Annotated in this window: 11 protein-coding genes and 1 pseudogene; 4 read left to right on the forward strand and 8 right to left on the reverse strand. The window is 43.6% G+C overall.

What is annotated here, in order from left to right; all coding sequences use genetic code 11:
* The first annotated feature begins 29 nt into the window (after positions 1-29).
* On the forward strand, positions 30-1,190 hold the full coding sequence (locus AACT23_RS17955; protein ID WP_017047243.1) for an MFS transporter: 1,161 nt from the start codon (positions 30-32) through the stop codon (positions 1,188-1,190).
* Between the two features lie 16 nt (positions 1,191-1,206).
* On the opposite strand, the gene AACT23_RS17960 is transcribed toward AACT23_RS17955, so the two are convergent.
* Complete coding sequence (locus AACT23_RS17960) at positions 1,207-1,611, reverse strand: nitrous oxide-stimulated promoter family protein (RefSeq protein ID WP_214650501.1); 405 nt, start codon at positions 1,609-1,611, stop codon at positions 1,207-1,209.
* A gap of 96 nt (positions 1,612-1,707) precedes the next feature.
* Here AACT23_RS17960 and AACT23_RS17965 point away from each other — a divergent pair, with 96 nt between their 5' ends.
* The gene (locus tag AACT23_RS17965; protein ID WP_010319684.1) at positions 1,708-1,908 is read left to right on the forward strand and encodes a DUF2986 domain-containing protein; all 201 of its coding nucleotides are present in this window, start codon (positions 1,708-1,710) and stop codon (positions 1,906-1,908) included.
* Here AACT23_RS17965 and AACT23_RS17970 read toward each other — a convergent pair.
* From AACT23_RS17970 to AACT23_RS17995, 6 genes are all read right to left on the reverse strand, one after another.
* Entirely contained in the window at positions 1,897-2,370 is a 474-nt protein-coding gene (locus AACT23_RS17970) for a LabA-like NYN domain-containing protein (protein WP_094130355.1), read from the reverse strand. The genes AACT23_RS17965 and AACT23_RS17970 overlap by 12 nt on opposite strands.
* A gap of 63 nt (positions 2,371-2,433) precedes the next feature.
* On the reverse strand, positions 2,434-3,189 hold the full coding sequence (gene cobA, locus AACT23_RS17975) for a uroporphyrinogen-III C-methyltransferase (RefSeq protein WP_094130358.1): 756 nt from the start codon (positions 3,187-3,189) through the stop codon (positions 2,434-2,436).
* A gap of 68 nt (positions 3,190-3,257) precedes the next feature.
* Positions 3,258-4,070 carry a formate/nitrite transporter family protein gene (locus AACT23_RS17980; RefSeq protein ID WP_094130361.1) on the reverse strand — a complete coding sequence of 271 codons (813 nt, stop codon included), beginning with the start codon at positions 4,068-4,070 and terminating at the stop codon, positions 3,258-3,260.
* 142 nt (positions 4,071-4,212) lie between these two features.
* A complete protein-coding gene (nirD, locus tag AACT23_RS17985; RefSeq protein WP_094130364.1) occupies positions 4,213-4,548 on the reverse strand; it encodes a nitrite reductase small subunit NirD in 336 nt (111 codons plus the stop codon).
* A 2-nt stretch (positions 4,549-4,550) separates the two neighbouring features.
* A complete protein-coding gene (gene nirB, locus AACT23_RS17990) occupies positions 4,551-7,139 on the reverse strand; it encodes a nitrite reductase large subunit NirB (protein WP_094130367.1) in 2,589 nt (862 codons plus the stop codon).
* Between the two features lie 592 nt (positions 7,140-7,731).
* Positions 7,732-8,352, reverse strand: coding sequence for a LysE family translocator (locus tag AACT23_RS17995; RefSeq protein ID WP_217899563.1), 621 nt, complete (start codon positions 8,350-8,352; stop codon positions 7,732-7,734).
* Between the two features lie 98 nt (positions 8,353-8,450).
* On the opposite strand from AACT23_RS17995, the gene AACT23_RS18000 reads away from it, so the two are divergent.
* Both AACT23_RS18000 and AACT23_RS18005 read left to right on the forward strand, forming a co-directional pair.
* Positions 8,451-9,317 carry a LysR family transcriptional regulator gene (locus AACT23_RS18000; protein WP_094130373.1) on the forward strand — a complete coding sequence of 289 codons (867 nt, stop codon included), beginning with the start codon at positions 8,451-8,453 and terminating at the stop codon, positions 9,315-9,317.
* A gap of 282 nt (positions 9,318-9,599) precedes the next feature.
* A complete protein-coding gene (locus AACT23_RS18005; protein WP_094130376.1) occupies positions 9,600-11,846 on the forward strand; it encodes an AAA family ATPase in 2,247 nt (748 codons plus the stop codon).
* A gap of 270 nt (positions 11,847-12,116) precedes the next feature.
* Here AACT23_RS18005 and AACT23_RS18010 read toward each other — a convergent pair.
* Positions 12,117-12,281 (reverse strand): annotated as a pseudogene (locus AACT23_RS18010) (IS4 family transposase); the annotation flags it as partial.

Raw genomic sequence — 12,281 nt, forward strand, 5'->3', positions numbered from 1 at the left:
CCATCAATTCTGGTTTTGAGGCAAAGTCAATGGACAACATCACTGTGAACGCGTCTTCACCTCGCATTTCCGTTCCGGTCATTGCGCTATCGCTTTATGCGATTGCCTCAGGCTATTTAATGAGCCTGATCCCATTGATGTTGCCGCACTACGGGCTTGAGAGCTCATTGGCAAGCTGGCTTGCCAGTGCCTTTTACGCTGGCTTATTGATCGGCGCATTAGTCGTTGAACCTGTTGTCAACCGCGTTGGCCACCGAAACGCTTTTGTATGGTGCTTAGCGCTACTCATGTTAACCATTTTTGCCTTACCTGCTCTGCACTATGCCAGTGCTTGGTTAGTGGCACGTTTTGTTGCTGGTATTGCGGTGGCTGGTGTCTTTGTAGTCGTCGAGTCTTGGCTATTGCATGGTGATGAAAAAGGCCGAGCAAAACGCCTTGGTATTTATATGGCGGCGCTTTACGGCGGCACGGCATTGGGCCAATTAGGGATTGGTTATTTAGGCGTATCAGGCGGCGTGCCTTTCATTGCCATCATTACCTTGCTATTAATCGCCAGTGTGGTGCTGATTTATGGCGAATCTGACCAACCGTCAACTCAGCATGCCGTCAGCCTATCGCTGAAACAGGTACTCAAACTAAACCATGCCGCCTTGCTCGGTTGCGGAGTTTCAGGGCTCACTTTGGGGGCTATCTACGGTCTAATGCCTGTTGAATTGGAACAACGCGGTATCAGCCATACCGATATTGGCAGCTTAATGGCGCTTGTGGTTTTGGGTGGCATGGCGGTGCAACCTATGGTGCCTTGGCTATCAAAGTTTTTGGGCCGAACACTATTAATGGCACTATTTTGCTTGATTGGATCTGCGGCGATTACCATAACCTTGTTCGATTCAACGATGATGATATTAGCTGCCAGCTTGTTTTTCTTAGGTATGGCGACGTTTGCCCTGTACCCAATCGCCATCAACTTAGGTTGTGATAAGCTCGATGCCAATTACATTGTCTCAGCGACACAAGTTATGCTGTTTAGCTACAGTATCGGCTCTGTGGTTGGCCCCGTGATCGCTGATTGGTTTATGCAAAGATCGCAAGGCTTAATGGGCTATCTCTTTATTGCTTTACTGGCGACTTGTATTTATATGTTGGCTTCAAGCCTCAAAACCAAACGCCAGTGGGTGGCGGGGAAATAAGTCGCAGCAAAGCCGATCATATTTTATCGCAAGGCGCACGGTTCAATCGTTGATGGCGATTTGATGCATGCGCCTTTGGTTTTTCTGGTAGTGCACGTTTTTCATGCAGTAGATGGCGGATCGCCAATATAGGGTGAGAGAGCAACATTCTTGGCCCTGCGTAACGCATCACCAATCTCATTTGTTCTTTCGGCTCAGGCTTATAGCAATGAATTGGGCAACGGTTGCAGGTGGGTTTATGTTGGCCATAAGGACAGCGATCTAAGCGTACTTGCGCATATTCCAACAAGGTTTTGCAACACGTACAGAGGCCAGATTGACAGCGATGATGGCGCTGACAATAAATGTTCACCATCGCCTCTACGGTGCGAAACTCACTGAGTAGCTCTCCCGTTAAAAGATCGCTATTCATTTTTTCCATTGCCAATAACTCCCATTGAGATCGCAGATAAAAACAAGTATCCTGCGCCACCTTGTTCCTCACGTACCCAGACTTTGTGTCAAAGAGCAGACGACTATGAACCGCAAAAAGAAAATTAACCAAACACTGCAAAAGCATCTTAAAAAGAAGCATGCCAAGCTGCACGGCAGCAATAAGCCTCGTTATATTTCAAAAGCTGAACGTGAAAAATTAGACGCAGAGCAAGCCGCTTCAACCAGCACGGTAGATACCCAACATAGTGAGATTGTGCCTGCTGAAGGTGAGCTACAACAGTAAGTCTTGCTCGATTGGAACAAACTGGCTGGCGACATCAATAAGGCTTTGAGCCGTCAGCCTTGGTACTCCGTACACTTCTACTTTTTTGTTAAAACGCTGTTTAATCCGTTCGACCAATAGCTCGAAATCACCATCTCCTGATACCAGAACAATCACATCCGCTTGCTCTGCCAGCTCAATCGCATCGAGAGTAATACCGACATCCCAATCCCCTTTTGCACTGCCATCACGACGCTGAATGAAGGGCTTAAGCTGAACCTCAAAACCAATACCGCGCAAAATATGGTGGAACTGGCGCTGCTTAGGATCTTGGCTAGCAATCGCATAGGCATTGGCTTTGATCACCTCTCGCCCTTGAGTGGCTACATACCAAAATTGGTTGTAATCAAAATGCTGGCGGTACTTCTCTTTACAGGTGTAATAGACGTTTTGAACGTCGACAAAAATGGCAACTTTTTCCATGAGCTCTCTTCTCAAATAGAAACAAAAACAGCGGCCTGTTCGCCGCTGCTTTGCAAATTGCGCTTAGTATACGCCAAACCACTTCAATTTGTCGTGCAAGCGAGTCACACTGCCGACCACAATCAAGGCTGGGCTTTGTGCTTGTTGCGCTAAAAGGGGTAAATCGTCAAGCGAGCCCGTCAATACTCTCTGTTTATCTGTAGTGCCGCGTTCGATAATCGCGCAAGACGTTTCTGCGCTCAGGCCAGCATCCAACAAGTTTCGTGTGATATTCGGGCACTGCTTTAACCCCATATAAAAAACCAAGGTTTGATTATCTTGCGCTAAACATCGCCAATTGATCGCTTTACCTTCTTTTTGTAAGTGACCCGTAATGAACTGCACACTTTGCGCGTGATCACGGTGCGTCAGCGGAATCCCCGCGTAAGCCGTGCAGCCTGCCGCCGCCGTGATCCCCGGAACCACTTCATAAGCGATATGATGTTCAGCCAGCGTTTCGAGCTCTTCACCACCTCGGCCAAAAATAAAAGAATCACCGCCTTTCAAACGGACAACTTTTTTATCTTCTTTGGCTTTATCGACCAGAATTTGGTTGATCTGATCTTGCGGCACACAATGAAAATCCAACTGTTTGCCAACATAGATCATCTCCGCGCTGCTTGGCGCCAGATCTAAAATCGCTTGCGAAACTAAACGATCATACACCACCACTTGCGCTTGGCTGATCACGCGTAGCCCCTTAACCGTCAGTAGATCGGGATCGCCCGGCCCTGCGCCCACTAAAGAGACAAAACCGCGACTCGTTACACTGCTTACCATGATTACTCTCTACCTTATCGACAAAAGGATATCGCCATTAAGCGAGGTTAAACCTCACTTAACAATGGTTAGCCAAGGTTGCGTTGTGGCAAGGTTTTACCGTGAGTCATGTAAAGGCTTAACCCGGTAAATAACAAGCCGCCCACTAAGTTACCCAATGTGGCCGGAATTTGGTTCCACACCAACCAATCGACGATGGTGAATTTAGCGCCCAACATCATGCCAAGTGGGAACAGGTACATGTTCACTACGGCGTGTTCAAAAACCAAACCGAAGAAAATAAAAATAGGTAGCCACATCGCGACCACTTTGCCGCTCACAGTAGTTGATGTCATAGCACCGACAACACCTAGACACACCATCCAGTTACACAAGATGCCTTTCACAAACACGGTGATCCAGCCATTAATACCGTGTTCGGCAAAGCCAAGAGTGCGAGCAGTAGACGCTTTGATAAACGCTTGCCCAACCGAGCTCGGCTCGATACTGAAATTCATGGTGAAGGTTAGCGCCACTAAAAAGGCGACGGCAACGGCACCGATTAAGTTACCTAGCCCAACCAAGCCCCAATTCCGTAGAACGCCCACTTTGGTTACTCCGGCGCGTTTTTCAAACAAAGCTAAAGGCGCTAAAGCAAAAACACCCGTTAATAAATCAAAGCCCATTAGGTTCAAAATACAAAACCCCACAGGGAAGACCAGAGCGCCAACAATAGGCACTCCGGTTTGCACAGCCGCAGTAATGGCCACAGCGACGGCGATAGCAAGAATCGCCCCCGCCATAATGCCACGAATCAGGGTATCGCGCGTTGACATGAAGATTTTGCTTTCGCCAGCGTCAATCATTGTCTGCACAAAATCGGCAGGTTTTACATAAGACATAATGGTCCTTATTGTCACCAAAGTTAAAATTAAAAAGGGAAATTGAATAGATAAAGGCTCCCAACCATCAATGCATAATCAAGAGAACTTGATGAACAAGGAACCTTTTTGCTATTGAATCTCATCGTCTCAAAAGCGGCTGTTAAGCCGCGACTTCGACCACACCGTCGGTGACTCGCACGGCATAAGCTTTCACGCTAAAGCGTTCATCTTCCATACATTGGCCTGTTATGAGATTGAAACGCTGCTTTTTAAGCGGGCTTGCTATCCAGAACTGCTCTTGATGTTGGCAAATAAAACCGCGTGACAACACATTGGCTCGAGCAAAGGGATCCATATTGCTTATCGCCATCACTTCTTGCGCCTCAGTCGGACGGAAGAGAGCCACTTGCTCACCATTCACCAGTGCACACACACCCGTTCCGGGAACAATGTCATTAATGCCACAGATGGCTTGAAATACTGTGTTATTGGCCATAGTTATTTCTCCAAAACAGGGGTAGAGATTGCTGAATCAGCAAGCGCAATGTGGAATATATCGCCTTTCGCTTCTGGGTGTTTTTCGCTATAAGTCGCAGGACGGTGCTGCTCACGAGCGCTGACGAACACGACGTTCTCATCGCGTAAATCAGAATTAATGAAGTGAGTAAAACGAGTTAATTGCTCAGGATGATTAAGCGTTTCTGTCCATTCACAGCGATAATCAGCAATAAGCTTTGCCACATCTGCTTCGAGTTGATCGTTAATGCCCAACTTATCGTCCACAATCACTTCACGCAGGTAATCAACGCCACCTTCTAGGTTGTCTAGCCACACTGAGGTGCGTTGTAATTTATCGGCTGTGCGAATGTAGAACATCATGAAACGGTCGATGTATTTCAGTAGTGTTGCTTCATCTAAATCAGAGGCCAGCAGATCGGCATGTCGAGGCTTCATACCACCATTACCGCAGACATACATATTCCAACCCGCATCGGTCGCGATCAGGCCTAAATCTTTCCCTTGCGCTTCGGCACATTCGCGGGTGCAACCTGAGACACCAAACTTCATCTTGTGTGGTGTACGGATACCTTTGTAGCGGTTTTCAATCAGCACACCCAAACCGACGCTGTCTTGCACACCAAAACGACACCACGTACTACCGACACACGTTTTTGCCATGCGCAGAGCTTTGGCATAGGCTTGGCCTGTCTCGTATCCAGCATCAATCAGTTTGCGCCAAATCTCAGGTAAATCGTCTTTTTGAGCACCAAACAGACCAATGCGCTGCGCGCCCGTCACTTTGGTGTAAAGTTTGTATTCCTGAGCGACATTCGCCAGCACCGCAAGCGCTTGTGGTGTGACTTCACCACCCGCCATGCGTGGGATCACCGAATAAGTACCGTCTTTTTGCATGTTACCCAAGAAGTTATCATTGGTGTCTTGCAAACTGACCAGCGATGGCGAGAGCACATGATCCCCCCAACACGAGGCCAGAATAGAACCAATTGTTGGCTTACAGACTTCGCACCCATAACCGCGTCCATGTTTTGCCAACATCTCATCAAAACGTGTGATACCGTTAATGCGGATCAAATGGAACAGATCTTGGCGTGAATACGCAAAGTGCTCACAAATATCGTTTTTGACTTCCACACCCGATTTAGCCAGTTCCGCATTCAGAACCGACGTCACTAAAGGCACGCAACCACCACAACCTGTTCCTGCCCCTGTCACCGCTTTAATCGCGCCGAGCGTATGATGACCATCGGCCACGGCTTGGGCAATTTTCGCTTTAGTCACATCAAAACAAGAGCAGATCACAGCAGTATCAGGTAGTGCATCCGCGCCTAATGCCGGTTTTTCAGCGCCAGCATGCGCAGGTAGAATCAAGGTGTCAGGGTGTTTGGGCAGCTCAATATCATTGAGTTTGAGTTGCAGTAAATCGCCGTAATCTGACGTGTCGCCGACTAAAACTGCACCAAGCAGTTTTTTACCATCTTCAGAAACGATAATGCGCTTATAAACTTCATCTTCTTCATTTTGATAGACGTAGCTTTTACAACCCGGAGTTCGCCCATTGGCATCGCCAATCGATCCCACCTTCACACCCAGCAGTTTGAGCTTGGCGCTCATGTCTGCACCACTAAATTGGCTCTCATTGCCCACAAGATGATCAACCGCAACCGTTGCCATTTTGTAACCAGGAGCGACCAGACCGAAGAAAGTTTGATTCCAAGAAGCACATTCGCCAATCGCGTAAATATCAGGATCGGATGTTTGGCAGTGATCGTTAATGGCAACGCCACCACGCGGCGCGATGTCTAGACCCATTTCACGAGCTAATTTGTCCTGAGGACGTATCCCTGCGGAAAATACGATGAAGTCAACTTCCAAATCCGAACCGTCGGCAAACTTCATGGTATTACGAGCGGTCTCGCCTTGAGCAACGATCTCTAGCGTATTTTTGCTAGTGTGAACGTGCACCCCCATCCGCTCAATTTTATTACGCAGTTGTAAACCGCCTTGCAAGTCAAGTTGCTCAGCCATTAATACCGGAGCAAACTCAATCACATGGGTTTGTACGCCCAACGCTTTCAGCGCGCCAGCCGCTTCAAGGCCAAGTAAACCACCGCCTATCACTACGCCACTTTTGCTCTTTTTCGCGCACGTTTCGATGGCCTTTAGATCTTCAATGGTGCGATAGACAAAGCAGTCTTTACTTTCATTGCCTTTGATCGGCGGTACAAAGGGATAAGAGCCCGTCGCCAAGACTAATTTGTCATAGCTCACTTCACGGCCAGTATTTGAATAGACCACGCGCTTTTCGCGGTTAATGTTAACCGCCCGCTCGCCCATCAAGACATTAATCGCATGCTTTTGATAGAAACCCGGCTTAACAAGCGAAAGCTCTTCAGCGGTATGGTGCGAAAAGTAGGAAGAAAGATGGACGCGGTCGTAGGCAACACGCGGTTCCTCACAAAAAACCGTGACATCAACAGACGATGCCTCCATTTTTTCGACCAAATCTTCGATATAGCGATGGCCAACCATGCCATTACCGATGACAACCAGCTTCATCCTGCTCATATGGGTTCCTAATTATGGTAACGTTTCATTGAGCGAGATTTTTAATTATGAAAGAAAATGAATTACTGATGTAAATCAATTACAAACTCAAACTACCCTAAAGAGGTAGCCATAAAGAGGAGTATCAGAGAGAAATAAAGACCTTATCGTGAACACTAGGAGACGACAGGTATAGGAAGATAATTTATATAGTATGATCACTTCCAATCAAACCTGATCATTTACAACAAAATTTGTCAGTTTTCCCTCTGCCAAAGCACTTGGCAGAAGTTATATACGCAACGTAAACACGCTGCCCTATTGTGCTTTAATAGTGGAAGATCATCACGGTGTTGTTCCTCCCCCCCTTTTAGGGGGAGGGAATTAATTTCGTGAGTATTGGGTATGCTATTTATGATGAGCGATATAGGTTGTTGGAATGTTTTTGCCCCTTTCCAATCTAACGCAATTACTTAATAGCAGATCGCACCACAGAAATCACAGTACATTTCTTTACGACTGATAACTATGGAGTGGTGTTTGAAAATTTACCGATCCTTTATCGTTTCTTTTGTCAGCATGGCACGGAAGAGGTGGTATTTTACGAGCTTGATTAGTTCGTGAACGCTAGAGTTGCCCCAAAGGCTACAAGTCCTACACCGCAGGTTTGATTAATCCTGTTTCCAAATCTTTGAAAAACAGATAAGACTTTCTCCGAAGTGACAAGAAATGCGACTATACAGAACCACAAGATATGTAACACAGAAATGTATAGCCCATAAATCAACGCAAAGGATGAACTATTATCATTGTCCGGGGAGATAAGTTGGCTAAATATACTTAGAAAAAACAGCATAGTTTTCGGATTCAGCATGTTACAAAGAAAGCCCTGTATAAAATATCTCCGTGCGTTGTCATTTGACTGCGATATAGATACAGTCTCGCGATCAAATTTAAGCTTTGAACAAAAGATGCCAGTAATCCCTAAGTAAATTAAGTAGGCTGAACCCGCGTATTTAATCATGCTAAACAATATTGTGTTCTGTGATAATAAGTGACCAATTCCCAAGGTTGAGTAGGTAATATGAATACATACACCAATACCAATGCCAAGTCCGGTCAACAATCCTGATCTCCTTCCATTGTTAAGACTGTTCTTTAACACCAAAACAAAGTCTGCACCCGGACTTACGACGATTAATAGCCCCAAAACGATATAACTTGTTATCTCCACATCCATTCTCTCATATTGTTTATTTAAGATTATTGTAAGTTTTTTTTAGCCAGATATAATCGAAAATAATGCATAATTGATGTGAGAAAAAATCACAGATGAGACACCTTAAAGCTTTTCATGTTTTTCATATAGCCGCAGAGTCTCCCAGTTATAGTGTGACGGCAGATAAGCTTCACATAACTCATGGAGCAGTTAGTAAGCAGATCAAATTGTTAGAAACTTACCTTTCTCTGCCACTGTTTTGCAAAAAAGGTCGGGGAATGATACTCACCCCAGAGGGGGAGTTACTTAAGCAATACACCAACGTGGCTTTTGATGCATTAGATGCAGGCATTAATAAGTTAAAGAGTACCAAAGGTAATTACCTTGAAATATCATGCGAGCCTACGTTAACCATGCGTTGGCTTATGCCCAGACTTTCGGATTATTACAACCTATCTGGAACTGACATAAGGCTATCTACTGCCGGGGGGCCTATCACGTTAGGGGAAGCTGGCTTGTCGATGGCAATTCGTCGTGATGATTTTGATATACCCTCAGATTATGGAGTACACAAGTTAGTTGAAGAATGGGTCGGGCCTGTTTGTTCTCCAGAGTACTGGACTAGGGTTCAACATGATTATTCGAATATAACCCTGCTTCACAGTAAGACACGCCCTAGTGCGTGGAACAATTGGTTAACAAAATCAAACCATGGAATTCATCTAAGCAAGTCTAATCAATCATTTGATCATTTTTACTTCTGTATACAGGCAGCCGCAGATGGACTTGGAGCTGCAATTGGTTCATACCCTCTGGTTTCCGATGATTTGACCAATGGAAGGCTGGTTGCACCTTTTGGCTTTATTTTATCGGGGCATAATTACGTATTACTGCGCCAATCAAACGAGTTAGGAACTCAAGAGGAACACTTTCAGCATTGGCTTGAAAAGAAGCTTTCGAAGTGTGTGCCCGACAATTAGGAGTTTCCCACCTTGGTTTCAGATAGTTCTAGCTGACAGATTTCTGCTCAGGTCCGTGCTACTGAGCTACCTACCAAAATCGAAAATGCCTCAAAGTGATTTAGTAGCGTGACTTTAGGCTCACTCTGAAACACAACGATTGACCCAATTTTAGTAATGATACAAAGTGACTACTGTAATGGTGGCTACTCAAAAAAAAACTAATTAACTAACTGAAAATAGAGATTATTTATTGCCAAAATTAATCTCTGGTGACGTTAAATTATCTAACAAGGATGTCGCATGATTAATTCTCTAGAAATTGCTAACGCAGCAACATATGGAATAGTCCCTCAACAGGTGTCACCACTTGAAAAGTTTAATTTCTTCTTTGGTGCAAATGGTGCTGGTAAAACGACAATATCTAGATTGATTGAGGATTCAACAAGGTACGCAAACTGTGCAGTTAAGTGGTCTGGTTCGCCCATAGAAAGATTTGTTTATAATCGAGATTTTGTAGAGAAAAATTTCAATCCTCAAAAGGACCTACCCGGTGTATTTACCTTAGGGGAAGCTGATCAAGCAGTTATAGATAGTATTGCGCAAGGAAAATGTGAATTAGACAAGATAGTTGAAGAAATTAAATCCAAGGAATTAGTTTTAAATGGTGACGACAGCAACAAGGGTAAAATAAGAGATCTTGAAGTTATTGATAATCATTTCACAGATAAATGTTGGTTAGTAAAAGATAAATTAGACGAGTTATTTAAAGACGCTTTTCAAGGTGTACGTAACAGTAAATCCAAGTTTAAAGATCGAGTTATTAGTGAAAACGCTAGTAATACTGCTGATTTAAAAACAAAAGAATATTTAATTGAAAAAGCAAAGACATTATTTGGTGATACTCCAGAATCAAAACAATTAATCCAACTTACTCTTGACTCGTCAAAACTAAAGGAATTGGAACAACATCAGATTTTACAACAGAGAATTATTGGTAAAAATGATGTTGATATAGCAGGTGTAATTAATAAGCTCAATAACAGTGATTGGGTTAGACATGGTACGAACTACTTACCTCTATCAGAAGGTGAGTGCCCCTTTTGCCAACAAACACTACGGAGTGGCTTTGAAGAGCAGTTAGCCAATTATTTCGACGAAACATTTACTCAAAATATTGAATATCTACAGGCTGTAGTGGCGACATATTCTAGCTCATCACAACAATTGATTTCACATCTCGAAAGTCTTGTGGCTAATAGCCATGCAGATATTGACAGCAACTTATTAAAAGCCAAGTTTGACACATTGAAGGCGATAACCAGTGAGAATATGCAGTTGCTTGCTAATAAAATATCAGAGCCTGCTTCTACTGTTACATTAAAAGCTACCCATCAAATAATCGATGAAATTCAATCGATAGTTGAAAACGCCAACAAATCAATTAATCAGCATAATTTGATTGTATCTAACTTTAAAAGCGAAAAAGAATTGTTAGTCAATCAGGTTTGGAAGTTTGTGTTGGAGAAGGAACTGAAAGCAGAACTTCAACAATACACAAAAGATTCTTCAAGTTTGCAAAAAGCTATTCATGGCTTAACTGTCGGTATAAATGCTAAAAAGGCAGATAAGATAGCTAAGGATGCTGAAATAAAGGCACTAGAAAAGGACACTACTTCAATTCAGCCAACTATCGATGCGATTAACAGCTTATTAAAGTCATTTGGATTTACTAGTTTTACTATTGGCAAATCTATGAAAGACAGTTGTTACTCTATTGTTAGAGGTGATGGCTCTTGTGCAAAAGAGACATTAAGTGAAGGAGAGAAAACCTTTATATCTTTTTTATACTTTTACCATTTACTTAAAGGTAGCTTCAGCGAAGTTGGCATAACAACTGACAGAGTTGTAGTTATCGATGATCCTGTTTCTAGTTTGGATAGCGATATTTTATTTATCGTAAGTACTTTAATAAAAGGATTAATGTCCGATGCTATAAATGATTCTAGCTTAATGAAGCAGTTATTTGTCTTGACTCATAACACTTATTTTTTTAAGGAAGTTACGTTTAATAAAAGGCGATCAGGGCAAGATAAACTGAGTGATGAAACCTTTTGGATAGTGAGGAAAGTTGCTGGTACTTCTAAAATTGTTGGGCATAATTCAAATCCAATAAAATCATCGTATGAATTACTCTGGCAGGAGATAAAAGCGCCAGAACCTTGTTCGCTAACTATTCAAAATACAATGAGAAAGATATTAGAGAACTATTTTACGTTCTTAGGGAATATCAAAAAAGATGACATGATTGAGCTTTTCGAAGGAGAAGAAAGGTTGATTTGCCAGTCACTGTTTTCGTGGGTTAACGATGGCTCTCACCATGCTATTGACGATTTGTACGTAACTCAAGATATTGGGGTTATTGATACCTACAGAAAAGTTTTCAAGAAGATTTTTGAAGAGTCTGAGCATGGCGCGCATTATAAGATGATGATGGGGGTTAGCGGTGAGCCACATGAATCGCCAAAAGAGCAAGGAGTGGCTGCATAATGAAATTTGCTAAAGCTTAGTTTCGAGCTGAATTTCAAGAAAAGTTTGGATTGTTGTGGCCGATAAAAATTAGCTACAGGTTTAGAGCCATTCCATACTTTTTCGAATCTGAAACCCGTCATTTTTGTGCCGATTCGAAACTCACAATTGTCCAAACTTGTGTCAGGCCGATCTTCGCTGGCTCATTTTTGCCCCATTATGCTCTAGAGTGGAAGCTGAACCGTTCTGTTCCTCCCCCTTTCAGGGGGAGGTTAGGAGGCTGTCTCTTGATCACAAGTCTGGTGAATCAAGAGACTTAGCCAGTTCATACCCTTCAAGGATGGTTTGTAACCTAAACCATCCTTGCCATAATGTCTTTATAGAAGCACGACCCGTTCGCTTTGTATTCTTCCAACCCCCTAATCGAGCAATACCTCTGTAAGCCCATGATATGTC

The organism is Vibrio sp. V09_P4A23P171, assembly GCF_963875615.1.
GTDB classification, from domain to species: Bacteria; Pseudomonadota; Gammaproteobacteria; order Enterobacterales; family Vibrionaceae; genus Vibrio; species Vibrio anguillarum.